Source organism: uncultured Litoreibacter sp. (assembly GCF_947487515.1).
Classification (GTDB): Bacteria; Pseudomonadota; Alphaproteobacteria; order Rhodobacterales; family Rhodobacteraceae; genus Litoreibacter.
The window spans coordinates 167,141-191,696 of record NZ_CANKWO010000003.1 but is presented as its reverse complement, the minus strand read 5'-3'; the positions used below and the strand labels follow the sequence as shown (position 1 = coordinate 191,696).

Sequence of the window (24,556 nt, the reverse complement as noted above, 5' to 3'; positions counted from 1 at the left end):
CTCACCTTCCAGAGCGGATGTCTGCAACCAGATTTTCTAGCTCGCTCAGGTTTGTCATTTGAAAGAACCGCGGGTGCCCGACGGGGGCCTCGGCCTGTTCCATTTCCCACTCATATTTAGCTGGAACATGCACCCCCCATCCCCCTGCCTCAATGGCGGGGACGACATCGGATTTCATCGAATTGCCCACCATAATTGCACGGTCCGGCCCATGGCCGTGGCGCATAAATGCACGAATGTAGGTCTGCGGTGTTTTATCCGCGACGATTTCCACCGCGTCGAACATCTCGCCAAGCCCTGATTGGGCAAGCTTGCGTTCTTGGTCCAAAATGTCGCCTTTGGTAATCAGCACCAGCTTGAAATCCCGTCCAAGAACTTCCACCGCCTCGCGGGCGTGGGGCAGCAGGTTCACAGGATGGCGCAGCATCTCTTGGCCCGCTTCAATGATCGTTTGAATGACCGAGGCTGGGACCTTTTGCTCAGTCACCTCAATGGCCGTTTCGATCATCGACAACACAAAACCTTTGACCCCAAATCCGTAGTGACCGAGGTTTTTGCGCTCTGATTGCAGCAGGCGATCCGCCAAGTGCTCGGGGTCCGCATAATCGCGCAGTAAGTCGTAGAAAACATCCTGCGTGAGGCGGAAAAACTCTTCGTTTTCCCAAAGCGTGTCATCTGCATCAAAACCGATAGTCGTAATTATATGACTCATTTTTCAAACTGCCCCCCTTTTCTGGACTCACCTGTCGCTTATATAGTAGGCCTCGCCAACCGAAAGTCTGCCGCCGCAAGGGAATGCTGCCCGTGACCCCGTTTGAGATCACCATGTCCGACAAAGATGACGACGCCGAGGGCGACGTTGCCGTTGTTACGAAGACCAAACCTAAAACCAAACGGCCACCGATGTATAAGGTGCTGCTGCTCAACGACGACTACACCCCGATGGAATTCGTGGTGCTGGTACTGGAACGATTCTTCGGCCTCAACCATGCGCAATCTGTCGAAATCATGCTGACAGTCCACAAGAAGGGGCTGGCAGTTGTGGGCGTCTTCGCCTTTGAAATCGCCGAAACGAAGGTCGCGCAGGTCATGGAATCGGCCCGCAGCAATCAACATCCGCTTCAATGCACGATGGAGAAAGAGTAGGCCGCGCGCCTATTGCCCCCTATGACAGATACTCGTTTTTCACTGGCGCTGGAGCAAGACCTCCTGAGCCTGCCCGATGGTGACGTCGCCGTTCTAAATGCGGCTGGCGACATGGACCTGAGCTTTGCACAGGCCGACCGTTTGCATCTGACACAAAGCTTCTATCCGGATCACAAGGCCTTGGCGTCGCGGGGCTTCAACATCACCGTCGGCGCCACTAGGCCCGTGACGGCCAGCTTGGTCATGTGTCACCGATCTAAGCCTGCCACCTTCGATCTGATCGCCCGCGCCCTAGAGCAGACGGCCGTCGGCGGCGTGATAGCCATCGAGGGGGCCAAAACTGATGGCGCGGAATCGGTTCTCAAATCGGTGCGCGCTCGATTTGACGGGGTGGAGGTTTACTCCAAGTCACACGGAAAGATGTTTTGGTTCACACGCCCTGAAACCGTGCCAGATATCAGCGATTGGATCGCAAAGCCGATCTCTCTTGCAAGTGGCTTCACCACATTTCCTGGCGTGTTTTCGGCAGATGGCATCGATAAGGGCTCGGCGTTGCTGGCCGAACATCTGCCGGACTTCAAAGGCCCTGTTGCGGACCTTGGTGCGGGTTGGGGGTATTTGGCGCGCAAAATTCTGACCTCCGAGGGCGTCAAATCTTTAGATTTGGTCGAGGCAGATCACCACGCGATAGACGCTGCAAAATTGAACATCACCGATCCGCGCGCCGCGTTCCATTGGGGCGATGTGACCTATCATGTCGGCAGCAATTATGCGGCTGTTGTCTCGAATCCGCCGTTCCATCTTGGGCGAAAGCCAATGCCTGAGTTGGGTCAAATGTTCATCCGCCGCGCGGCTGACATGTTGATGCCAAAGGGCCAATTCTGGATGGTCGCCAATCGCAACCTTCCCTATGAGCAAACCCTAAACGAGCGTTTCGGGCAAGTTGACACCGTTGCCCAAACAGCCGGTTTCAAAGTGATCTGCGCACGCCGCCCTCAGGCCGCGCCGCAAAAAACTCGCACAAAACGCTGAATCACCCTAGCCTGACCCCACCACTCAACCGGAGACAGTCCAATGTCATTTTCCATTGCTGGTAAGACCGCCATTATTACAGGCGCTGCAAACGGGGTCGGCCTTGCGATCGCTCGGCATTTCATCGCACAGGGGGCCAACGTTATGATGGCCGATCGCGATGAAAAGCATCTGCGCGCCGAAATGGGGGACATGGCAGAAGACGAAAGCACATCGCGCATTTTTTCATGCGACTTGCGCGAAAAGCTGTCTCAGGCGAATTTGCTCTCTGCGACCATCGATGCCTTTGACCGTGTCGACATCTTGGTGAACGCGTCGCGGCAGGTGCTGCCGACCAATCCGATGGATGACGAAGACGATTCTGTTGAGCAGCTTTTGCAACAAAACCTGTTGTCCGGTTTGCGCTTGAGCCAGCTGATCGCCAAACGCATGATAAAGCAATCCGAAGACCTAGAGGATGGTGAGATGGCGGGCTCCATTGTGAACCTGTCCTCGATTGCCGCGCGCCGCTCACGCCCTGGTTTAATGGGGTATTCGATCTCTTGTGCAGCACTTGATCAGATGACGCGCACCATGGCCATCGCCTTGGCCCCCAACCGCATTCGCGTGAATGCCGTGGCGTTCGGCTCGGTCATGAGCGCCAGTTTGCAAAACTCCCTGAAAGAGACGGACGACCTGCGCGAAGACATCATCGGGCACACGCCTTTGTCACGTATTGCGCCCGCCTCTGAGGTGGCGGAGGCGGTGCAGTTCTTATGTTCGCCCAGCTCGAATTTCATCACCGGTGAGATCATGACCGTCGACGGAGGACGCACCTTGCTTGATCCGGTCGAGACAGCAGCGCATTAACCCGCGACGTGTTCGCATTGCTTCCAAAAGTCATGGCTGACCCAGCCAACTAGGCTGTCGGGATACAGGTTGGTGCCATAGGATACGAACAGCCAGCCTTCAAAAACGGAGTAATGCGCAAGGCCGATATTGTCGCCTGTGCGGATCGTGCCAATTACAGGAGCCCCGTCACGCGCAGCCGCGTGAACATGGAACTCGGGGCCGAGGTAGTTCAAACAAGCGCTTTCCAACCCGTCATTCACCGCCACATCCTCTAGCCTTCGACGCAGAGCGAGTTGCTGCAATTCCAAAGTTGTGGCTTTGGTATCTACCTTGCAGCCCCAGAGCGCTTCTTCCTCGCGAATGGCTGATACGGTTTTGCTGGCCGCGGGCGACAGCTTGGGGGGCGCCTTAGTGGTGCAGTCGCTGTTGTCAAAGACTGACTGCCCCAGCGGGGATGCAAAACAATACCCAGCCTGATCAAACAAATGATTGCGCGACCACCACAGGTCGGCACAAGGCTCATCTGCGAAGGCGGGCGCCGGAAACAAGAATAGCAAAAGCAGGGAAAGATATTTCATGGCCCCAATCAGCCCCCTTTCCCTGCTCTGGTCAAGCCTGTGTTTGACTTACAGCGCGATGCGGAAACGTGCGAACCCCTCGGGGCCCTCGCCCGCTTCTTCAATGTTTACGCTGGTTACGTCACCCATGTAGGTGCTGGCGGCTGGGCCTGTATCGAACAGAACGCTGGTGCCTTCCATTGGCGCAAAGGTCCAGTTGGCGTCCGCACGCGGGCTGACAGTGCCTTTGTCGACGATGTAGCGCACGATGACGTCGCGGTTGGTGTCTGGGCCTTCAAACACGATTGTATCGCCTGTTCCCGGGAAGCTTCCGCCGCCGGATGCGCGGTAGTTGTTCGTCGCGATGATGAACTCTTGCGCGGGATCAATCGGCTTGCCGTTGAAGGTCAAATTCACGATGCGGTTGGCATCTGCGTTCAACGGCTCCCCTTTGGAGGTGAACATCGACGGTTGCGACAAGTCGATTTGGTACTCAACCCCGTCAATCACATCAAAGTTGTAGCTTGGGAATTCGGGGTTCAACAAAACCTGATCCCCTTCGCCCGCTTTGATCTGGTTGAACATTCCCGCAGAGCGTTCCAGCCAGTTCTTCACCTGCGCGCCCGTCACGCGCACTGCACGCACGGTGTTGGGGTACAAATACAGGTCAGCGACATGCTTGATCGCCACATCACCCACTGGCACATCGGTGAAATACTCTGGGCCACCACGACCGCCGGCCTTGAACGGCGCCGCTGCGGACAGGATCGGCAGGCCTTCATGCTCGGTGCCTTTCAGTTGATCCTCAATGTACCAAATTTGCGCGTTGGATACGATTTGCACCGAAGGATCATCCGCCACCAAGGCAAAGTAGCTGTGCAACGCGGCGTCTGTCTTGCCCACTGCGCGGCGCACATAGGCCAGCGTTTCTTCGTGTTCTTTGGCAACGGAGGCCAGCACTGCCTCGTCGCTTTCCACCAATGCGGTGGTTGAGCGGTCTTCGTTGCGCTTTGAAATCGGGCGGGCCTCAGACATGTGGGATACGATTTTCCACTCGTTGCCAGAACGCTCCAGCATCAGATCAATCACGCCAAGGTGTGACCCCCAGAAGCCCCCCATGGCCGCTGGTTTGCCGTGGATCGTCCCTTTCTCGGCATCAACACCTGCGAAATTTTCAAACTTCGGTCCGGGGAACACAAGGTGGCTGTGGCCCGTCAGGATCGCGTCGATGCCGTCAACCATCGCCAAAGGCACAGATGCGTTTTCCATGCCGTCAGAATGATCCGCAGCTCCGATGCCAGAGTGGCTAAGGGCGATGATAATATCTGCACCCTGTTCTTTCATCAAAGGCACATAGGCCTTGGCGGTATCAACGATATCGCGCGCCTGTACGTTGCCTTCCAGATGCTTGCGGTCCCAGTTCATCACCTGCGGCGGAACGAAGCCGATGAGGCCCACTTTGATCGGGTGGCTGTTGCCATCCCCGTCGATGATCATGCGGTCCAAGATCACAAAGGGCGGCAGCAGGGTTTTGTCTTTGGTCGGCTCTGCGCCCATTTCCTTCACGACGTTGGCCGACACCACTGGGAAGTCCGCGCCTGCCAGTGCTTTGCCTAGGAACTCCAACCCATAGTTGAATTCATGGTTGCCCAAGGTGGAGGCATCAAACCCAACGGCGTTCATCGCTTGGATGACGGGGTGTTTGTCGCCCTCTTTCAGGCCGCGCTCATAGGCGATGTAATCCCCCATCGGGTTGCCTTGCAGGAAGTCGCCATTGTCGATCAACATCGAGTTCGTGGCCTCCGCGCGGATTTCGCCGATGATCGAGGCGGTGCGGGCAAGCCCTACGGTGTCGCGTTGCTTGTCGGCGTAGTAATCATAGGGAAACACATGCACATGCAGGTCGGTCGTTTCCATAATCCGCAAATGCGCTTGGTTAGATGCAGCACGCGCCGAAAACGGGTGAACTGCGATCAAAGCAGCGGTGCCCATCAAAAAGTTGCGTCGGTCAAAAGTGATTTTTGTCATAACAGTCTTCCCTATATATTTCTCTGATTGAGCACTCATCTGGCTGAGTCTCACAACAGTTTTCTGACAAAGCTTCGGTTTCCGCGCCCTCTCGCTTAATCCGAAATCAATGGGCGAAAGTGCGGCGTATTATTTGATCAATCTACGTTTAGAACAATCTTTCCAATGTGGTTTTTCTCTAGAAAAGATTTTTGTGCTTTGTTGATGTCCCGCAAGTTGTGGGTTTCTGCAACCAGCGGGTCAATCTTTCCGGTCTCAATCAATTTCACAAGGTTGCCAAACACTTGCTGTTCCAAAATTGTGCACCCAAAGAAGCTTAGATCTTTTAGGTAAAGACTGCGTACATCCAACTCCACGATAGGGCCGCCGATAGCGCCTGACACCGCATACCGCCCACCGGGGCGTAATACGTCCAACAGCGATGGCCATTTCGGGCCAGCCACCAAATCCACGACCACATCGACGCTGTTCAAGCCAAGTGATGCAACATAATCGTCATTGCGCCCCAATGTTTTTGTTGCGCCCAATTCAGTCAGCGCAGTCGCTTTCGAAGGGCTGGTCACGGCCACGATGTTTGCGCCGCGGGCGCGCGCCAATTGCACAGCAGCCGACCCCACACCACCTGATGCGCCGGTTATCAACACCGTTTCACCCGATTGCAGATTTGCCCGCGTGAGCATGTTCTCAGCTGTGGAGTATGAGCACGGAAATGAAGCCAACTCTACATCCGTCAAATCACTGGTGACGGAATGGGCATGGCGGGCGGCAACCTTGGTGTATTGGGCGAACCCTCCATCGGCTTCAGAGCCGTAGTAGACGGGCACATCCAAAACCTGCCCATCAACCTCTTGAAGTGATGGCTCAATCAATATCCGCTCTCCAATGCGGCCCTGATCGACGCCTTCGCCCACAGCGGCAATGTGACCACAAACATCTGCACCTTGAATACGGGGAAACGTCAACGCCGACCCATTCCATGCAGCGTCATCAGCGTCGGCATCCCCCTTGGAGTACCAACCGATACGTGTGTTGATATCCGTGTTGTTCACGCCCGCCGCGCGCACGCGAACCAGCACATCTCCCTTATCCAAAGTCGGTACGGGTAAATCTTCACGCCACTCAAGCATTTCTGGGCCGCCGTGACCGACCATAGCGATGCCTTGCATGCTTATTGGGATGTTCATGCCAACCTCCTGCCGAGAACCAGAGTTAATCTTGAGTACGACGGTCAGGGGCGTCAAACGAAAAACGCCGCTCCTCGGTTTGAGGAGCGGCGCTTAACTTGGAATTGGGTGGTCGTATTAGTCGTCGTCACCATCGGCACTTGGTGCATCTGGCAGGTTGAACAGGCTGTCGGCGTCAACCAGCAGGTTGTCATCTTCTTCCTCTTCATCCGTGTCACCCGATAGCGTGAAGGCTTCCAGACCGGAAATCGCAGTTGGCAGCTCTGGCTCTGGGGCCAGTCCCAGTGACTGCTCGGTCGAGACCAGCTTGCGGCGCTCTTCGTCGGACAGGGCGGTGCCCTCTTTCAGGCGCTTGGCATTGGCTTTTTGCACGGCGGCGTCCAGCTCGGATTGCTTACACAAGCCCAAGGCAACCGGATCAATCGGTTGGATGTTGGCAATGTTCCAGTGAGTGCGCTCGCGAATGGCGTTGATCGTGGGTTTGGTTGTGCCGACCAGCTTGGAGACCTGACCGTCGGTCAACTCAGGGTGGAACTTCACCAGCCACAAGATCGACGCTGGGCGGTCTTGGCGCTTGGACAGCGGGGTATAGCGCGGGCCACGGCGCACTTCTTCGCCTTCGGCTGCCGCGTTAAACTTCAACTGCAAACGGTACTTGCGATCGTTTACCGCTTTGTCGATCTCTTCTTGCGTCAGCTGGTTGTTGGCAATCGGGTCAAAGCCTTTCACGCCTTGGGCGACATCGCCATCCGCGATGCCTTGAACTTCCAGCTCGTGCAAGCCGCAGAAGTCAGCGATCTGAATGAACGTCAGCGTGGTGTTATCAACCAACCAAACTGCGGTGGCTTTCGCCATAATGGGTAGTGCCATTGTGCTTTCTCCATAATTGCCGCCTCTGCGGACACATCTTCCCCGTCACCCGGCTTAGGGGCTGTCCCTTTCGGAACAAGTTCGTGATGTTGGGGAACTTGAACGCTATATAGGGCCGGAATAGCCGCAGGGGAAGAGAAAATGCGAAAGTTGTTGATGGCGTTGCTGCTCTGGGGGGCGCCGGTTTGGGCCGATGGCGAACGCGCGGGGGAGTTCGACTATTACGTGCTGGCCCTAAGCTGGTCGCCGACTTGGTGTGCATTGGAGGGGGACGCGCGCAAGTCAGATCAATGCGACGATCGCCATGACTTTGGCTGGACGCTGCACGGGTTGTGGCCACAAAACGAACGCGGCTGGCCTTCCTATTGCCGCACGCCTCACCGTGATGCGTCGCGAGGGCAAACCAAAGCCATGGCGGATATCATGGGGTCCGGCGGCTTGGCGTGGCACCAATGGAAGAAGCATGGGCGCTGCTCTGGGCTGTCGGCCAAGGACTATCTGGAAGCGTCCCGCGCGGCCTATAATGCCGTGACGCGCCCCGCCGTTCTGCGCAAGCTGAAGGATCCGGTCAAACTCCCTGCCAAAGTCGTCGAGGAAGCATTCCTAGAAGCAAACCCGAATCTGTCCCCTGATATGGTCACCGTGACCTGTAAAAAGCGCCGGATTCAGGAGGTGCGCATCTGCCTGACCAAGGGTTTAATCCCTAGGCGTTGCGGAAAAGACACTCAAAACGACTGCTCCATGACGGACGCCCTGCTTGATCCAATCCGTTGAAATCATGATAAAAACACGCGTTCTACGTGATGGCATCGCGAAAACGTGAGCACAGTTTGCGACTTCTCCCCTAAAGGTTTCGCAAAAAGTATGGTATTCCTTACCTGTGCGGTACTTCCGGGGGGAAGAAATGTAGTTCGTTAATTGTGAGGACCATCTGAGCATTCTGCATGGTTTTGCACTGCACTTTTGTCCTGCTTTTTGCACGTCGTGTGAAAAGATGTAGCGAGTTTGTAGCCCATAATTTCAGGGGTAAATGGTAAAAGCCGGGTCCCCCCAAGGCCCGGCTTACTTTTCTCAAACTTTCAAGACGATCTTTCCGATATGCGCCGAGCTTTCCATATGCGCATGCGCTTTCGCCGCGTCTTCAAGTGCAAACTCACTGTCCATCACCGGCGCGATGCGTCCGGCCTCGATCAGCGGCCAAATGCGCTGCTTCAACTCCGTGGCAATCGCAGCTTTCGCCAAATCACTTTGCGGTCTCAGCGTGGAGCCGGTGATCGTCAGACGTCGCATCATCACTTGCGCAAAGTTTACCGCGACCTTCGGGCCTTGCAAAAACGCGATCTGAACCAAACGCCCGTCATCTGCCAAGGCACGCAGATTGCGCGGCAGGTAGTCTCCGCCAACCATATCAAGGATCAGGTCTGCGCCTCCTTCGGCTTTCATAACGTCAACAAAGTCTGCCTCTCGGTAGTTCACCGCTTGCTCCGCTCCCAGTGACAGACAGGCGCTGCATTTCTCTGCCGATCCGGCCGTGGCAAACACCCGTGCCCCCAATGCAGAGGCCAATTGGATCGCGGTTGTCCCAATGCCTGATGACCCGCCATGCACCAAGAACCGCTCCCCCGCCTGCAACGCGCCGCGCATCACCACGTTTGAATATACGGTAAAGAATGTCTCTGGCAGGGCTGCGGATTGCGCCATGTTCAGCCCGTTGGGGATCGGAAGACAATGGGCAGCTGGGGCGCGCACATATTCGGCATAGCCGCCGCCTGGTAACAAGGCGCAAACCTCATCCCCGATGTTGACGCCAACGACACCGTCCCCGATGGCCGCAATCGTGCCAGCGCCTTCCAATCCCGGCAGGGGGGAGGCCCCTTTTGGCGGGTTATACAGTCCGGCGCGCTGCAAGGCGTCGGGGCGGTTTACTCCGGCATATGCCAGCTTGATCAATACTTCGCCGTGACGTGGGGCAGGAACTGGCGCTTGGGTGGATTGCAAGACATCTGGTCCGCCGGCTTGGGTGATCTCCACCGCCCGCATCATTTCAGGGAGTGCCATAAATCGTGGTCCTTACTTAGAATTCATATGCCCGGGCAAATCGGAATCGAACCCCGAACCGGGGGCTTTAAGCTGTGACAAAAGCCAATTCGGCCCCGTCATGAGCTTCGACGCCAACGGGTGCGCATTTACTTGCGCTTTGACCTTCTCAAACTGCATGACGTTGTCGATCCGGCGGTCCAGAAACTCCCAAGTTGCGGCATAGTTTTCACTGTCGTCGCCCAGCCAAAACAGAACCGTGGCGCCATAAACAGCTGATAGGGTGGCGCGTTTGGTGTACCAATTGTGATCCACAGATTGATCGCCCAAGGCTGTCCAAATCGCGTCAGCCGTGCCCCAAACAAGCTTTGCACCCTCTGGGGCATTCACCGGAACAGCAAAGAAGGACGTTCCGCGACGCACCGCTTCTTTATCCAGCCCTGCCGCCTCCAGTCGAAAACGGACGCCCGCGGCGATTCGGTCGCGAAAGCGCAGGGACAGCAGGTTCTCGGACTGCAGCCGCGCAACCATCTGCGCGTCACCGCGTTTGTGAAACGCCACCGCCAAATCCAGCGCGCCGCGCGGGTAGAGGGCCAACGCCGCTGCGCGATCAACGCCACTGTCTTCTATTGCGGCATCAAAGGTGTCTTGGGACCAGCCGTCGAAGGTGACATGAGGCAGGCTTGCGTCAAGAAGTTTGGTCTTTGCGTCTTCCATAGTGCGGTCCTTTCAAAACCTGCCTTCATGGTAGACAAGTTCAAGGTGCTTTGCTATATGGCCACTTCCTGCAATCTTGCAAAATTTAACCTAGGAAGGTGGTGACACCACATGCAGGTAAGCGTTCGCGACAATAACGTCGATCAGGCTCTCCGCGCACTGAAGAAGAAACTTCAGCGTGAGGGCGTTTTTCGTGAAATGAAGCTCAAGCAACATTTCGAAAAGCCGTCTGAGAAGAAAGCACGCGAGAAAGCCGAAGCAATTCGTCGTTCCCGCAAGCTGGCTCGCAAAAAGCTCCAGCGCGAAAACGGCGGTTAGATCCGGGTTTTCAAGCAGACATAAATTACCCCCGCAGCGAAAGCCGCGGGGGTTTTTTTGGGGCGACCCGAAAAACAGGGATGATTTGGGCCTTCGGGTAATAGGGCTGGCTCGGCAATATTGCAAAACCGGCGCTCAAACTCACTAAAAGTAGATACTGCGATCTACGGCAACCATCCCCCAATGTACTCGCTACACAGTGCTGAACAAACTTTTGTTCGTGCGGCTAACCTACGCGATTCGTTACCGTGAACGCGCGTGCATAAAACGTGAAAAAGTCGGGTATCGGCGCGGAAAATCAGCCGGCGGTCGGCAATTTGTCCGAATTGTCGTCCGGATCGTCGTCATAAACCTTGCGGGTTTTGACACCTGGAAGCTTGCCAAAGGCAGCCATGGTCTTCTTAGGGAAAAACGACGCGTTGATGCTCTCGAACCCAGGAAGGCGGCTCAGAATCGTGCTTGTCGATTGCGCACATGCTGCCTTGGAAACCGCGCCGTAAGACGCGGCCTCTTTCAGGGCCAGTTCTGCCACCTCCGGCGAGACCTGCACCTCTTGCAAAACTGTGTGGTAGGTTTCGCGGGTGTGGTAATCGACATAGACGCCGACCATACGGTCGGTCATCCCGTAATGCAGATCGTTGCGTTCCGGCGCGTTCGGGCTCCACCACGAACCGGCAGGATCCCAAACAACCCGTTGCGAGCCATTGATCAGCAGGCCGGTGTGCCCGCCTGCCCCAGATCGGTTGCTAATCACGGTGATCAATGTCAGCGAGGCCGGCCCGTTGTGGCGATAGGCCTTGGAACGCACCTGATCGTCAGGCGCCCAAACCGGTTCGGCACTACACGCCGCAAGACATGCGACCATCACTACTGACAACACCAGCCGCATCATAGCAGTGTCGGCTTAACCGTTGACCAGTGCCAACAGCACCAGAAACACAATGATGCCGATCACGGCATATGTGGTGAATTTTGCAAAACCCGCGAACATCTTTTCGTGTTCGCTGATGTCCATGGAGCCGTGTTTGTGCTCTGCCATTGTATCTCTCCGTATGTGTCGTTTGGGGTGATCTAGCGGATTCTTTTGGTGCTGTCACGCGTCAGGGGGACGCGGGGGGGCGCAAAATATCAGGCTTTGTCCAGATCTTGGGCCAGCCGGAAGCCGATGCGGTTGGGTTCAGGCTGATCGACCTGCTTGGGCAGGGTTTTCAGCTGCACATTCAATTGGCTGACGTGCTGAATTTGCTGGGTGCGGGCGCCGCTCGGGTCTGACCCGTAAAAGGTGATGATATCAGGGGCATAAAAGCCAATCCCTTCAATCCGCATAACCCCTGTGTCGCCGCCGACAAAACCCATGGCAACCTCGTGGTCATTATCGAGTTTTTCCTCGAAGTTCTTGATATAGAGAATCAGCCGCTCATAGGCCCATTCTGACGGGGATTTTTGCTCTATCGGCTTTTTGGCCATGGCCTCTGGAAGGGGTTCGTTTTCCGCGGTCGGGCCGCAATCATTTACGTGAACCACACCGGCGCGGCGCAATGCCGAGGCCTCGATGGCCTCTGCGGTTGTTTCTATCTTGTCGTCCATAACTCAGGCCTCTTTGCGTTGGTACACATGTGCCCCATCTTCACGCAAACTACGCGTGGTTTGTCCAGCCAAATATAAGTGAGCACAATGCGCCACGCTTTCGACCAGCGCCAAGCCGTATTCCCCACCCCGTATTTCGCGTTTGAACAAAGGCAAGAAGCAGTCATGCGCCGATTTGGGCGTGTCGAGGTATTCCAACAAACGCTCCAACGCACCATGATGGTTGTCGATCAGTTGGCGCATCCGCAAAGGCAGGCCGGTAAACGGCAATTTGTGGCCCGGCAACACCAGCTGATCCGGCGTGGAAGACGTCGCAAGACGTTCGCAGGCCTCCAGCCAGTCGGACACCGGATCGGCGTCAGGTTCGGTTGGGTAAACCCCTAGGTTCGGGCTGATGGATGGCAGCAACTGATCGCCCCCTAAAACCACATCATCCGCCCAAAGCGTTGCATGTTCTGGCGCATGACCATTGCCGATGCGCACCGTCCAGTCACGTCCGCCAGCGAACAGGACGTCGCCCTCCTTGATCCGGCGGTATCCCAACGGCATCGGGGCGACGCAGTCGGCAAAGTTGAACGGGCGCTCTTGGGCCCGTTGCGCGAAGACTTCGGGGTCCATTCCCGCCTGCTTCCAGAACTGCAGCTGTTGGGCGTTCGGGCGATCCTGCACATCCAAAACCAGCATCCGCGCCATCAGCCACGCCGTGCGTGTGGTTACTAGCTCCGCGCCGTGCTCCGTTTGGAACCAGCCGGCCATGCCAATGTGATCAGGGTGATGATGCGTGACAATCACCCGCGACACGGGCTTCCCCTGCAGCGGTCCTGCCATCAGCCCTTCCCAAATCGCCACGCCACGTTTCGAGAAAAAACCGGTGTCTATGAGTGTCCAGCTATCGCCTTCATCCAACGCGTAAACATTGACGTGATCCAGCTTCATCGGCAGCGGCAATCGCATCCACAATATGCCTGTCGCGACTTCGATGGCCTCTCCTTCCACGGGGATGTCCGGAAAGGGGTAGTTCAATTTGTCGCTCACGCAATCAGATCCTCTTCACTCAACGCAAAGAGATCAGCCGCCCCTTGGCGTGCCTGTTCGGCCAATCCGACATGTTCGGGCAACAAGCGCTTCACATAGACGCGGGCCAAGCGTCCGCGTGCGCTGTCGGCCCCTGCAACCTTCGCCGAGCAAAGGTGGAAATATCCGCCTAGCACCCGCGCAAACAGCCGCAAATAGGCCGTCGCACCGGCAAAGCGGTCGTCCATCTCCTGCTCTACCAGCCATTCGGTGGTTTCGCGCAATGTCTCGGAGGCCGAAAAGACCGGTGCCGCAAGCTCTGGTACCACAGATCTGCACCGCTCGGCGTAGCTTTCAATTTCGTCGATCAAGGCATAGGCCGCCTCGCCGCCATCCATCATTTTGCGGGCAACAAGGTCCATGGCTTGAATGCCATTCGTGCCTTCGTAGATCGCCGTAACCCGTACATCGCGAAGGAATTGCGCAGCGCCGGTTTCTTCAATGAACCCCATCCCGCCATGCACTTGGATGCCCTGCTCGGCGATCTCGATACCGGTGTCGGTGCCAAAGGCTTTGGCGATCGGGGTGAGCAACGCCGCGCGGGCCGACCACTCCGCCCCGCCTGTGGCCGTCTGCATATCAATGGCTGCGGCACAAGACGCGGCAATTGCGCGGGCTGTGAACACATCTGCCTTCATCTGCGAGAGCATCCGGCGCACATCCGCGTGCCCCAAAATTGTGTCCCCCACGGCGGCACGCCCCTGCTTGCGATCTTGCGCGTATCCCAAGGCGTGTTGATAGGCGGCTTCAGCGACAGCAATCCCTTGCCCGCCAACCCCGACGCGGGCGTTGTTCATCATGGTGAACATCGCCGCCATGCCACCGCCCTCCTTGCCCACAAGCCAGCCGGTCGCACCGTCGTATTGCATCACTGCGGTGGGGGAGCCGTGAAGCCCCATCTTGTGCTCCAGCGAGACGACTTTCAAACTATTGGCCACACTCGGTTTGCCAGATTCGTCGGGAATAAGTTTGGGCACCATAAACAGCGAAATGCCCTTGGTCCCCGCGGCCCCGTCAGGAAGGCGCGCCAACACCAAGTGGCAGATGTTTTCGCTGAAGTCGTTGTCGCCCCAGCTGATGAAAATCTTTTGGCCGGAAATGGCGTAGGTGCCGTCACCATTGTTCACGGCCTTGGACTTCAATGCGCCGACGTCGGAACCGGCTTGCGGCTCGGTCAGGTTCATCGTGCCGCACCACTCGCCCGATATCAGCTTGGGTAAGTACACATCCTTGATCGCGTCAGACGCATGATGTTCCAGCGCCTCAATCTGGCCCTGCGACATCAACGGGTTGAGTTGCAGCGACAGGCAGGCGCCGCCCATCATTTCATTCACCGCGTTTTGCACCGAAAACGGTAGCCCCATGCCGCCGTATTCAGGGCTGGCTGCCATGCCGATCCAACCGCCTTCTGCGATGGCTTTATATCCCTCCGCAAAGCCTGGCGAGGTGCGGACCACTCCATTCTCCAGCGACGCGGGGTGCAGATCGCCGCTGCGATTGAGCGGGCCCAAAACCTCGTTCGACATCTTGGCGGCTTCGTCAAGGATCGCCGAAACCATGTCCGCAGTTGCTTCACCGAAGCGTTCTGTCGCAACCACGTCGTCGTAGCCAACGATATGATCGAGCAAAAATTTGTAGTCAGCGGCGGGGGCGCGATATGGCATGTTCTGTCCTCGTTAGGGTATCTCGCGGCTTGGCAAGCAGCCGCAGGATCAGATAGTAGGGTCCATCACTCGTGCCGCTTGATACCCCTCACAAGGGAGCGGCATCAAGCAGAACGCAACGTCAGACATGGGTCTTACCGCATGACCGAATTATCGACCCAATTACTTGGTCCGGCCGATTTAGCCAAGGCTGCCATGATGTTGCAATCGGGGCGACTTGTCGCCTTCCCCACAGAAACCGTCTACGGCTTGGGGGCGAACGCCAAGGATGGTGACGCTGTCGCGGCGATTTACGCGGCCAAAACCCGCCCCAGTTTCAACCCGCTGATCGTGCATGTCGCCAGCCTTGCGCAGGCAGAAGCTTTGGCCCGTTTCGACGACAATGCCCGCGCCTTGGCGCAAGCCTTCTGGCCTGGCCCTATGTCGTTGGTTTTGCCATTGAAGCCCGATCACGGGCTGTCGTCCTTGGTGACCGCCGGCCTAGAGACGGTGGCCATCCGCATGCCCGCGCAACCCTTGGCCCGCAAGCTACTGACCTTGGCCGATTGCCCTGTTGCAGCACCTTCTGCAAACCCCTCCGGCCAGATCAGCCCCACCACCGCGGCCCATGTTTTGGACGGGTTGTCGGGACGCATTGATGCTGTGCTGGACGGTGGCCCTTGCGACGTTGGCGTGGAAAGCACCATCATTTCCACAAACCCGTTGCGGCTGCTGAGACACGGCGGCTTGCCGGCCGAAGCCTTGGAGGCCGCCTTGGGTTGCTCATTGATGCAAGACCTAAATCCCGACATACCAGCCGCCCCGGGTCAGTTGACCTCTCACTATGCGCCGGACGCGCAGGTGGTGTTGAACCAATTGGAGGGGGATTTGATGCTGGGGTTCGGTGACGTCGGCGGCCAACTGAACCTGTCGCCCTCAGGCGATCTGCATGAAGCCGCCGCCAATTTGTTCGCCATGTTGCGTCAGATGGACAAACTGGCCAAAGGGGCCAATGGGGCAGGTCAATTCACCGTCGCCCCAATTCCGATGACCGGCTTGGGCCTCGCGATCAATGACCGCCTTACCCGTGCCGCGGCACCGCGATCAGGCTGAGCCACCGCCAGGGGACAACATCAAAGGATCGACCCCCAGCAGGTCCAAGGCTCCGCTCCATTTGGCAATATTCGCGCCTTTGAAGATCAAGTCACTATCCGCGTCACAGATCAGCCAACCGTTGCGTTGGATTTCGTTTTCCAATTGCCCAGCCCCCCAACCGGCATAACCCATGGTCAGCAGGCACTGCTCTGGCCCGTCGCCGGTCGAGATGTCCTCAAGAATGTCCAGCGTCGCCGTCAGCCCGTAGCCGCCGTCGATGTCCAATGTGTTGTCGGTGCTGTGGTAATCTGGGGAGTGCAGCACAAAACCCCGCCCGTAATCCACCGGCCCGCCAATATGCACGGTGATCTCGCGCTCTGGCGGGGCCAAGGGGATATCAAGCTGCTTTAACAGGTCGTTGAATTTCAAATCCCGCGCCGTTTTGTTGACAATGAGCCCCATGGCGCGTTCGGCCGAGTGGGAACACATGAAAATCACAGACCGCTCAAAGCGCGGGTCGCCCATGTCGGGCATGGCAATCAGCAGCTTTCCTGCCAGCGAAGTCGAATCAATACTCATGGGGTGCAAACTGGCGATTTGGCCCTGCGCTTACAAGCGACCTCAAAGGCGCAGAGTAAAACTTCTGCAAAGCCTCGCTCAAACGTGAGTTTAATGTCATATTGAGAGCCGCTATCGAAATAGTATGAACAGATTCTTGACTTCTTTTGGCGCTGCCCTTGTCGGCACTATGTCCGCCCTTTCCCCTGCGTCCGCGCAGATCGTGGAGAACGGCTTGTCGGATGTGGTGTCTGTTTCGCTGTTGACCGGCTGGCGCGATGAGCATGGGACACATCATGCCGCCTTGAGATTCAGCTTGGCCCCAGGGTGGAAAACCTACTGGCGCGCCCCTGGAGATGGCGGCATCCCCACACGCATGGACTGGTCCGCCTCGACCAACCTACGCGAGGCGCATACGCTTTGGCCGATCCCGCAGGTCTTTCGCCAGAACGGGCTTCGCTCTGTGGGGTACCGCGATGAATTTGTGCTGCCCTTGGCGTTTGATGCCGATGGCAACGGGCCCATTGAAATTGACGGGCATTTGGCCTTCGGCGTCTGCGACGAGGTTTGCATGCCGGTGAACTTGGATTTGCACGCATTGTTGGACCCTGCGGATCAAACCGATGTCACCGAGATTTCTGCCGCGTTGCAACGGCACCCGCTCAGCGCGGATCAGGCCAATGTTCAAAACATCAACTGTGCCCTTCACCGCAGTGACACCCATACTCGGATAGATGTTGAATTGGATATGCCTCCGCTCGCGGGCAATGGCGAAGCGGTGGTGATTGAGGTTGCAAACCCGCATCTGTGGGTTGCCGAGCCATTGATCCACCGCGACGGAGATCACCTGAAAATGCGCGCCGAAGTGGCCAGCCGCACAGGCGCGCCCTTCGCCGTGGATATGCAGCAAATGCGGGTTACAGTGATTACCACGCAAACCGCCGTTGAAATCATCGGTTGCCCTTAGGCGTTTTTTTGGCGCGCCCGCAGGTGCAACAGCACCGCCGCAACCCAGCCCAAGGCCAATAGCAAGGCGGTCCCCAGCACAAACAACAACAAAGCCGACAGAACAGAGCTGCCGTCACCCGCAAGCATTGCGACCGGCGCCGACATCTCGCCCAAGATCGATACACTGCCCAAGGTCACCCCAAATAGCGCGGCAATGATCAACGCAAAGCTCAGGGTGATCCAGCGCATCCCGCCATCCGCCGAGATTGCCCGCCGCGCCGCGGTGACTTGCCGCGCCACATCCGCCTGCATCGCCATCAGCGACGGCACGATCAGCAACACCAGCACCAGCCCGAAGCCAAGCCCGTAACACAGCGTTATGACCGTGGGCTTCAGGAACTGCGCCTGCGACGACGTCTCAAACAAAAGCGGCGCCAACCCCAACACGGTGGTCAGGGTGGTTAGCAAAACGGGGCGCAACCGGTCGGCGGTTCCGTCGATGATCGCGGGGATCAATCCCCGTTCTTGGGCGTATTCATCCACCGTAGACACCAATACAATCGAATCGTTGATGATAATCCCCGTCATCCCGATCAATCCCACTACCGTGAACATCGACAAAGGCACGTCCCACGCGTGGTGGCCATAGATGGTGCCAACCAAGCCGAAGGGAATAATCAACATGATAACCAAAGGTCTGGTCCAACTCGAGAAAACCCAAGCCAGTGCCAGATAGATTCCGATCAGGCAGAACATGAAGCCTAGGCCCGCGTCAGTTAGGAACTCGCTCTCTTGCTCTGCCAAGCCCGACAAGGTGGTCGCGACGCCGTAGTCCTGCTCTATCATCGGCAGGATGTCTTCCTCTAGGGAGGCCATGATTTCTTCGGCGCGCACGGGGTCGTCTTCGGATAAATCACCAGTGACCGAGACCAACCGAACGCCGTTTTCGCGCCGCACGGTGGAAAAGCCGGACTGGCGCACGACGGCGACAATGTCGCTTAGGGGGACATATTCGCCAGATTGTGCGCGCAGGAATGTGCGCTCTAGGAAGTCGGCCGTCAGTTCGCCCTTCGGCAGCTCCACACGGATCGTCGCGGACCGCGGCCCGTCAGGGTATGTCGCCGCTTCAATGCCATTCAAACGGTTGCGCAACACGCGGCCCAAGGCGTCGATGGTAAAACCCAACGCCTGCCCTTGGGCGGTTAAATCAAGGATCAACTCTTCTTTGTCATAGGCAAGGTTGTCTTCCAAAGCCGAGACTTCCGCGAATGTTGAGAGCACGGTTTTCAGTCGCTCGGAGGCCTGCTTCAAAGTCGCGGCATCTGCTCCGTAGATCTGCACATCCAAGGCGTCGCCTCCTGGGCCCGAGCGCCAGCCACGGAAGCTCACGGTCTCCAGCATAGGGTGCCGGCGCACGGCATCTTGCAATTCACCTACGAATTGAAAACTTGAATAGCTGCGCAGGTCAGCCTCGATTAATTCTATCGCGATAGAGCCAAGCTGATCCGCATTCTTCGTCTCTTGCCCTGCCAACCCGCGTCCGGTCGTGCCGCCGACTTCCGCTAACACATAGTCAATCGGGTTGCGGCCATGCTCGGCCTCATATTTCGAGGCCAGCTCATTTGTGGCCCGCTGCATTTCGCGCATCATGTCCATGGTGTCGTCGCGGGTGGCACCCGGCAACATCGCGAAATTTCCCGAAATCGACCCGCGCTCCGGCGCGTTAAAAAACCGCCAGGTCACATCACCTTTGATAAACAAGGCGGCTTGCGACATCAGCAAGACAATCGCCCCCGCCATCACCGGATAGCGCGCCCAAATCACCCCCGTTATAAACGGGCGAAACAATGTCTCCCGCGACCAGTTGAACCCGCGCGTCACTGTGCGTGACGGCCAGTCATACCAGCGTTCCTTTGACTGCGCCGCCAAGGCGTGCGCCATGTGGTTTGGCAGGATCAAGAAGCACTCCACCAAGGAGGCCAGCAACACCACAATAACGGTAAACGGGATGTCAGCGATCAGGTCGCCAAACCGGCCACCGACAGCCACCAACCCGAAGAAGGCTATGACGGTGGTTATGGTCGCAGCAAACACCGGTTGCGCCATGCGGCGTGCAGCATTCTCGGCGGCGGTGGCAGGGTCTTCGCCAAGGGTGGAGGCCCGAAAATCGGCGTGCTCCCCCACCACAATGGCGTCATCCACAACGATCCCGAGCGTGATAATCAGCGCAAACAGGGACACCATGTTGATCGTGATCCCAGCCGCATACATCATCGCAATCGCGCCCAGCATGGCCACCGGCACACCCGCCGCGACCCAAAAGGCGGTGCGCGCATTGAGAAACAGAAACAACAGCAATACGACCAACCCAAGCCCCACCAGCCCATTGTCGAGCAAGATATTCAAACGCCCCGAAATCGCCTCGGATCTGGTGCGGATCAGTTCAACCTTGGTGCCTTCGGGAAGGGTCCGCTCCAGCTCTTTGGCCACCTCTTGCACCTGCCCCTGAATGGCAATGGCATCCCCGCGAATGCTGCGATCAATGCGGATCGACACGGCAGGGTTATCGCCTACAAAATACGCCCGTTCGCGGTCGCTGCCTTCCACAAGGATCACGGCCACGTCGCCAATTGTCAGCTTCGATCCGTCAGGGTTCGAACGCAGTACGATCCCCGATATCTGGTCCGCAGTTCGTTTGGCCACTCCGGTGCGTACGCGGGCATTTGCGCCGTCCACATCTCCTGCCGGATCGGCGGAGGCTTCGCCGCGAATGGCATCCCCTATCTGCGCCATCGATATGTCATTGCGGATCAGCGACAGCGACGACACCTCCACAATCGTTTCCGGCGCTGCGACGCCGCGAATGGTGGCACGGGTCACTCCGGCGGCAAAAAGGCGCGTGACGAATTCATCTGCAAACCGGCCAAGCTGCCCCACAGACACAGGCCCCGAAATCACCACATCGGTGACCCTGTCTCGCCAAGCGCCGCGGCGCACATTGGGTTCTTCGGCATCGTCGGGCAGGTTGTTGACGCTGTCCACCGCCACCTGCACATCATCGGCGGCGCGCGACATATCCCAGTTCGGTTCGAATTCCAGACGGATGCTGGCACTGCCCTCGCGCGATTGGGAATTGGAGCTCTCGACCCCCTCAACAGCCAGCAACGCGGGCTCAAGCAGCTGGACAATCGCCCCGTCGACGTCATCTGCCCCCGCACCGTCCCATTGAACGCTGACCGAAACACTGTCGACAATCACATCAGGGAAGAATTGGGTATTCATGCGCGGAACGGCAGCGGCGCCCATCGCAATCAGAATGACCAGCAACAAATTCGCCGCGGTTCCATGACGGGTAAAGTAAGACAGTATTCCGCCAGTTTTTGATCCGATGCGGCGCTTCATGGCCTAGCTTCCCATGCGGCTTTCAAGCCGCTTCACCATGGCGGCGGGGACTTTCGGTTCCGCCAGTTGGGTCAACATTCGGGCTTTGACCTCATCGGGGATGCGGCCGTTGGCCTCAACGAAGGCGATCAATTTGGCGCGGCGGTCTTGTTCCAGCTCCACCATTTGCGGGGTCTCTGGCACCTCGCGGTTGCCGCGCAACGGCCGCACCTTGATCCCTACCCCCAACAGTTGAGAACGCTCTGCCACAATCTCGCGGTCAACAAGACTGTGGGCGCGCACAATCACATCGTCGCCTTGGCGGTGCAGCACGGTGACCTGCCCGTCCTCCAAACGGTCACCGCTGCCCAGAACCAAAACGCCGCCCGCGGCATCCACAGCGGTAGACGGGATCAACGAGACCCGCTCCAACTCCGGCTCCTCAATGGCGACGGTCACAAAATCACCTGGACGCAATCCGCGGGTGTTCGCGAGCTCGGCAAACAGCAGACGTCCGGTTGTCCCTTCAGATACGGCAGCACTTTCGCGTGTCAGACGGCCCTCAAAGCTCAGATCGGTCCCCAAAACATCCAAGGTGACCTTCACCGGCGCGTCCGTCAGAGAACCGTCAGCCTCTAGAAGTCGCGCATATTGGGCCGTGGAAACGCGAAACGATACCTCAAGCGCATCGGCGTCGATCAGTTCCGCCAGTCGTTCGTTATTGGCGACCAAGCCGCCTTCGGTCGCGGTAACGCCCGACAGACGCCCGTCAAAGGCCGCAAAGACCTCCGTGTCGGCCAAAAGTCGTTGCGCGTTGGACAGGGTGATGCGGCGGCGCTCGATTAAGGTACGGGTTTGACTTACGAGGGCTTCGGCTTGCTGGATCGCTTGGCGGCGCGACAGCACGGCCTGTTTTGCGCTGGCTTCCGCCAGCTCGGCAACTTCGACACTGGCTTCGGTTCCCACACCCCGCGCCTTTAGGTCGCGTTGGCGTTGATAGGCACGGCTGCGCAGCGCCAACTGCTCGACGGCGGCGGCGCGGTCGTCTTCGGCCAACTCCAAAGCCGCGCGGGCATCTGTCAAATCCGCCTGCGCTTCGACCAAGTCTGTTTCCGCCACATCGACGGCATTTTGGGCTTCAGCAGGATCAATACGCGCCAGCAGCTGGCCTGCGCGCACAATGCCGCCTTCTTGGAAATCCTTCGACAGCTCCACCACTGTGCCGCCCACGGGTGCGCGTAAATCCAGCGTGCGCCGTGACCGGATTTCGCCAAAGCTGGCCAAAACCGGTGTCACGGTCGCGGCTTCGAGCAGCACAACATTCGCAGAAAACACTCTTTCGCGGGCGGGACGGGCGGTGCTGTCGCGCGCCCAGCGCTCTTTAAGCGCGCCATAGATAACATTCCCGCCCGTCGCCAACAGGCCAATGGTCAGGGCCATCAGGAACAGGCCAACAAGGCTCCGGCGGAAAAAACGCATATGAAATCGGGCTCCGAAAGTTCACTCGTATCGTAGAACGCACAACGTAGCAGGTTCAACGTCACATACCTAAACGTGAAACATCTTCACTTCCGTCGCTTGTGTTCATCCAGACGTGGGAAAATTTCAACGAAGTTGCAAGGGCGGTGGCGGTAGTCCAGCTGAAGCACCAGAATTTCATCCCATGCGTCTTTGCACGCGCCGGGGCTTCCGGGCAGGGCAAACAGATATGTCCCGTTCAACACCCCCCCTGTTGCGCGGCTTTGCACGGCGGAGGTTCCAATCTTCTTCATGGATACGATGGTGAACACCGTCCCGAAGGCCTCGATCTCTTTCTCGTAGACGTCACGATGGGCCTCGACAGTGACATCCCGCCCCGTCAGGCCAGTGCCGCCGGTGGTCAAGATAACGTCAATATCAGGGGAGGCGCACCATGCTCGCAGCTGCTCGGAAATCGCCGAGCGTTCATCGCGCAGGATCATCCGGTCTGCCAATATATGCCCCGCTGCTTGCAAACGGTCCACCAATGTGTTGCCGGATTTGTCGTCCTCGGGCGTGCGGGTGTCCGACACAGTCATCACGGCAATACGCACGGGGATGAAGTCTTTTGAGGCGTCGATCGTTGTCATCCAAAGGGTCCTTTAAAAGCAGGGGTTAGCAACGGGAAGTCGCGCAGGGCCAAGCACATCAAGGAAGTCTTGCTCGGCGGCATCTACTCTTAATCCGTCGATAAAACTGACCACAAAATCGGCGGCCTCTCCTGTGCAAACAGCCGCAGGGATGGAGGAGCGCTCGCTGCGGATCAACACCTCAATCGCCGCGCGCACCGATGGCAAATCGCGCCCCTCAGGCAGCACGGGGAAATTGTTCTTTGCGTAAAATCGGGCAATTCCCCCCAGCAAATTGTCCAACGCATGGCGCTCGCTTGGGTTGATCGGCAGGTCGCATTTTCGATCCATCGCGGCAGCATGTACGGCGATCATCATCCAGCATCCGACGGCGCCTTGCTCTGTGGCGTCGGTTCCCTGATAGCTCACCGATCCGTTGGGCTCGGTCCGCCGCATCAAAGTCACGCCGTGGGTTGTGATCTGATCTTGCCCAGCCCCCCCTTCAAACAACGCGTTGAAATCAATATCCAGTGCAGATTGCCCCATCGCGGGCACGCTGAGCATCATCAAGGCCGCAAGCCACTTCATCCGCGCAGCTTGGCTTGAAGGCTTAGCAAATCCGCCCAAGTTTCGCGTTTGGCTTGCGGGGTGCGCATCAAATAGGCTGGATGCAGCATCGGAAGCGCGGGTTTGCCCAAGGCTTCCGCCCAAGTGCCGCGCAGCTTGGAGATGCCCTTGCGGCCCAACAGAGCCTCGCAGGCTTGGTTGCCCATCAGCACCAAGATATCGGGGTTGGCCAATGCAATGTGGCGCGTCAGGAAAGGCAGCATCATCGCGATGTCTTTTGGGTTTGGCTCGCGGGTTTGCGGGCGCCAAGGCAGCACGCTGGCCACATATATCGGGTTTTCCGCATGGTCGCGCCCGTGATCAATCGCGCCAAACATCGCGTCCAGCAAGAGACCCGCAGGGCCAATTAGCGGCTGCCCTTCACGGTCTTCCTCGCGGGTCGGGGCGTCGCTAATCACCATGACCTTGGCCCCCGCCACCCCGTTGCTAAACACCAGATTGCGAGCGCCATTCTTCAAGTCGCAATGGGGAAAGGACGCCATCGCGGCCCGCAGCGCGCCCAAATCTTGCGCGCCTTGCGCCAACTCGCGGGCGACTGCGACCGGATCGGGGCCCGTCTGCAAGGCGACAGGGGGCGCCTCGGCGGGCTTGGGCTTCGCCATTTTGGGGGCTTCTTTGGGCACCTCATAGCGGTTAATCGGCGCGTCCCCGATCGCTTCATCCGCGCCAAGGTCTACATGCCAGTCCAACAGCGCTTTGGCCGTGTGAAAGTCCAGTCCCGATTCCATGGGGCTAAACCTAGTCCGGCCACACAGGTACGACAATGGCCTATCGTCCGAAGGCGTGGCTTGCCCGACTGGACGCGCGCCCCTATAACCCGACAAAATCACGATGAG

At 57.9% G+C, this 24,556-nt stretch carries 25 protein-coding genes; 7 read left to right on the top strand and 18 right to left on the bottom strand.

The genetic code is table 11. The features are described from left to right. Position 1 precedes the first annotated feature (1 nt). Positions 2 to 712 (bottom strand): HAD family hydrolase, encoded by a 711-nt coding sequence (locus Q0746_RS10825; RefSeq protein WP_298260122.1) that lies wholly within the window; start codon positions 710 to 712, stop codon positions 2 to 4. A gap of 83 nt (positions 713 to 795) precedes the next feature. Here Q0746_RS10825 and clpS point away from each other — a divergent pair, with 83 nt between their 5' ends. Genes clpS through Q0746_RS10810 form a run of 3 tightly spaced genes read left to right on the top strand, consistent with a single transcriptional unit; the run spans position 796 to position 3,027 of the window. After that, positions 796 to 1,146 (top strand): ATP-dependent Clp protease adapter ClpS, encoded by a 351-nt coding sequence (gene clpS / locus Q0746_RS10820; RefSeq protein WP_298260120.1) that lies wholly within the window; start codon positions 796 to 798, stop codon positions 1,144 to 1,146. 21 nt (positions 1,147 to 1,167) lie between these two features. Further along, positions 1,168 to 2,178: a class I SAM-dependent methyltransferase gene (locus Q0746_RS10815; RefSeq protein ID WP_298260118.1), complete on the top strand. Its 1,011-nt coding sequence runs from the start codon at positions 1,168 to 1,170 to the stop codon at positions 2,176 to 2,178. 42 nt (positions 2,179 to 2,220) lie between these two features. Next, entirely contained in the window at positions 2,221 to 3,027 is an 807-nt protein-coding gene (locus Q0746_RS10810; RefSeq protein WP_298260116.1) for an SDR family oxidoreductase, read from the top strand. Here the strand turns inward: Q0746_RS10810 and Q0746_RS10805 are convergent. The 4 genes from Q0746_RS10805 to Q0746_RS10790 form a co-directional block, all read right to left on the bottom strand. Continuing rightward, positions 3,024 to 3,587, bottom strand: a complete 564-nt coding sequence (locus Q0746_RS10805) for a DUF4453 domain-containing protein (protein WP_298260114.1) — start codon at positions 3,585 to 3,587, stop codon at positions 3,024 to 3,026. The two genes, Q0746_RS10810 and Q0746_RS10805, sit on opposite strands and share 4 nt — an antisense overlap. Positions 3,588 to 3,635: 48 nt before the next feature. Next, the gene (locus Q0746_RS10800) at positions 3,636 to 5,594 is read right to left on the bottom strand and encodes a bifunctional 2',3'-cyclic-nucleotide 2'-phosphodiesterase/3'-nucleotidase (RefSeq protein WP_298260112.1); all 1,959 of its coding nucleotides are present in this window, start codon (positions 5,592 to 5,594) and stop codon (positions 3,636 to 3,638) included. Between the two features lie 137 nt (positions 5,595 to 5,731). After that, positions 5,732 to 6,778, bottom strand: a complete 1,047-nt coding sequence (locus Q0746_RS10795) for an alcohol dehydrogenase family protein (protein ID WP_298260110.1) — start codon at positions 6,776 to 6,778, stop codon at positions 5,732 to 5,734. A gap of 117 nt (positions 6,779 to 6,895) precedes the next feature. Next, positions 6,896 to 7,648, bottom strand: coding sequence for a cell cycle transcriptional regulator TrcR (locus Q0746_RS10790; RefSeq protein ID WP_298260108.1), 753 nt, complete (start codon positions 7,646 to 7,648; stop codon positions 6,896 to 6,898). Positions 7,649 to 7,789: 141 nt separating this feature from the next. Here Q0746_RS10790 and Q0746_RS10785 point away from each other — a divergent pair, with 141 nt between their 5' ends. Continuing rightward, complete coding sequence (locus Q0746_RS10785; RefSeq protein WP_298260105.1) at positions 7,790 to 8,422, top strand: ribonuclease T2; 633 nt, start codon at positions 7,790 to 7,792, stop codon at positions 8,420 to 8,422. A gap of 297 nt (positions 8,423 to 8,719) precedes the next feature. Here the strand turns inward: Q0746_RS10785 and Q0746_RS10780 are convergent, their stop codons facing one another. Both Q0746_RS10780 and Q0746_RS10775 read right to left on the bottom strand, forming a co-directional pair. After that, the gene (locus Q0746_RS10780; RefSeq protein ID WP_298260103.1) at positions 8,720 to 9,706 is read right to left on the bottom strand and encodes an NAD(P)H-quinone oxidoreductase; all 987 of its coding nucleotides are present in this window, start codon (positions 9,704 to 9,706) and stop codon (positions 8,720 to 8,722) included. 12 nt (positions 9,707 to 9,718) lie between these two features. Continuing rightward, the gene (locus Q0746_RS10775) at positions 9,719 to 10,402 is read right to left on the bottom strand and encodes a COQ9 family protein (protein ID WP_298260101.1); all 684 of its coding nucleotides are present in this window, start codon (positions 10,400 to 10,402) and stop codon (positions 9,719 to 9,721) included. 111 nt (positions 10,403 to 10,513) lie between these two features. Here Q0746_RS10775 and rpsU point away from each other — a divergent pair, with 111 nt between their 5' ends. Continuing rightward, on the top strand, positions 10,514 to 10,720 hold the full coding sequence (gene rpsU, locus Q0746_RS10770; protein ID WP_073145071.1) for a 30S ribosomal protein S21: 207 nt from the start codon (positions 10,514 to 10,516) through the stop codon (positions 10,718 to 10,720). 298 nt (positions 10,721 to 11,018) lie between these two features. On the opposite strand, the gene Q0746_RS10765 is transcribed toward rpsU, so the two are convergent. The 5 genes from Q0746_RS10765 to Q0746_RS10745 form a co-directional block, all read right to left on the bottom strand. Next, positions 11,019 to 11,612 carry a hypothetical protein gene (locus tag Q0746_RS10765; RefSeq protein WP_298260097.1) on the bottom strand — a complete coding sequence of 198 codons (594 nt, stop codon included), beginning with the start codon at positions 11,610 to 11,612 and terminating at the stop codon, positions 11,019 to 11,021. Between the two features lie 12 nt (positions 11,613 to 11,624). Further along, positions 11,625 to 11,759, bottom strand: coding sequence for an aa3-type cytochrome c oxidase subunit IV (locus Q0746_RS10760; protein ID WP_298260095.1), 135 nt, complete (start codon positions 11,757 to 11,759; stop codon positions 11,625 to 11,627). Positions 11,760 to 11,848: 89 nt separating this feature from the next. After that, complete coding sequence (locus tag Q0746_RS10755; RefSeq protein WP_298260092.1) at positions 11,849 to 12,307, bottom strand: DUF6173 family protein; 459 nt, start codon at positions 12,305 to 12,307, stop codon at positions 11,849 to 11,851. 3 nt (positions 12,308 to 12,310) lie between these two features. Continuing rightward, entirely contained in the window at positions 12,311 to 13,342 is a 1,032-nt protein-coding gene (locus Q0746_RS10750; RefSeq protein ID WP_298260090.1) for an MBL fold metallo-hydrolase, read from the bottom strand. Beyond that, positions 13,339 to 15,045, bottom strand: coding sequence for an acyl-CoA dehydrogenase (locus tag Q0746_RS10745; RefSeq protein WP_298260088.1), 1,707 nt, complete (start codon positions 15,043 to 15,045; stop codon positions 13,339 to 13,341). Before Q0746_RS10745 ends, Q0746_RS10750 begins: the two co-directional genes overlap by 4 nt. A 141-nt stretch (positions 15,046 to 15,186) precedes the next feature. On the opposite strand from Q0746_RS10745, the gene Q0746_RS10740 reads away from it, so the two are divergent. After that, complete coding sequence (locus Q0746_RS10740; protein WP_298260085.1) at positions 15,187 to 16,137, top strand: L-threonylcarbamoyladenylate synthase; 951 nt, start codon at positions 15,187 to 15,189, stop codon at positions 16,135 to 16,137. Here Q0746_RS10740 and Q0746_RS10735 read toward each other — a convergent pair. After that, entirely contained in the window at positions 16,129 to 16,698 is a 570-nt protein-coding gene (locus Q0746_RS10735; RefSeq protein ID WP_298260083.1) for a YqgE/AlgH family protein, read from the bottom strand. The genes Q0746_RS10740 and Q0746_RS10735 overlap by 9 nt on opposite strands. Before the next feature lie 124 nt (positions 16,699 to 16,822). Here Q0746_RS10735 and Q0746_RS10730 point away from each other — a divergent pair, with 124 nt between their 5' ends. Then, the gene (locus Q0746_RS10730; RefSeq protein ID WP_298260082.1) at positions 16,823 to 17,644 is read left to right on the top strand and encodes a protein-disulfide reductase DsbD domain-containing protein; all 822 of its coding nucleotides are present in this window, start codon (positions 16,823 to 16,825) and stop codon (positions 17,642 to 17,644) included. Here the strand turns inward: Q0746_RS10730 and Q0746_RS10725 are convergent. From Q0746_RS10725 to Q0746_RS10705, 5 genes are all read right to left on the bottom strand, one after another. Further along, a complete protein-coding gene (locus Q0746_RS10725) occupies positions 17,641 to 21,027 on the bottom strand; it encodes an efflux RND transporter permease subunit (protein WP_298260081.1) in 3,387 nt (1,128 codons plus the stop codon). The two genes, Q0746_RS10730 and Q0746_RS10725, sit on opposite strands and share 4 nt — an antisense overlap. Positions 21,028 to 21,030: 3 nt before the next feature. After that, positions 21,031 to 22,485, bottom strand: a complete 1,455-nt coding sequence (locus Q0746_RS10720; RefSeq protein ID WP_298260079.1) for an HlyD family efflux transporter periplasmic adaptor subunit — start codon at positions 22,483 to 22,485, stop codon at positions 21,031 to 21,033. A gap of 86 nt (positions 22,486 to 22,571) precedes the next feature. Next, positions 22,572 to 23,114, bottom strand: coding sequence for a molybdenum cofactor biosynthesis protein B (gene moaB / locus Q0746_RS10715; RefSeq protein WP_298260077.1), 543 nt, complete (start codon positions 23,112 to 23,114; stop codon positions 22,572 to 22,574). A 12-nt stretch (positions 23,115 to 23,126) separates the two neighbouring features. Further along, positions 23,127 to 23,681, bottom strand: coding sequence for a hypothetical protein (locus Q0746_RS10710; protein WP_298260075.1), 555 nt, complete (start codon positions 23,679 to 23,681; stop codon positions 23,127 to 23,129). Further along, on the bottom strand, positions 23,678 to 24,448 hold the full coding sequence (locus Q0746_RS10705; protein WP_298260073.1) for a uracil-DNA glycosylase: 771 nt from the start codon (positions 24,446 to 24,448) through the stop codon (positions 23,678 to 23,680). The genes Q0746_RS10710 and Q0746_RS10705 overlap by 4 nt, the downstream gene beginning before the upstream one ends. Positions 24,449 to 24,556: the final 108 nt, after the last annotated feature.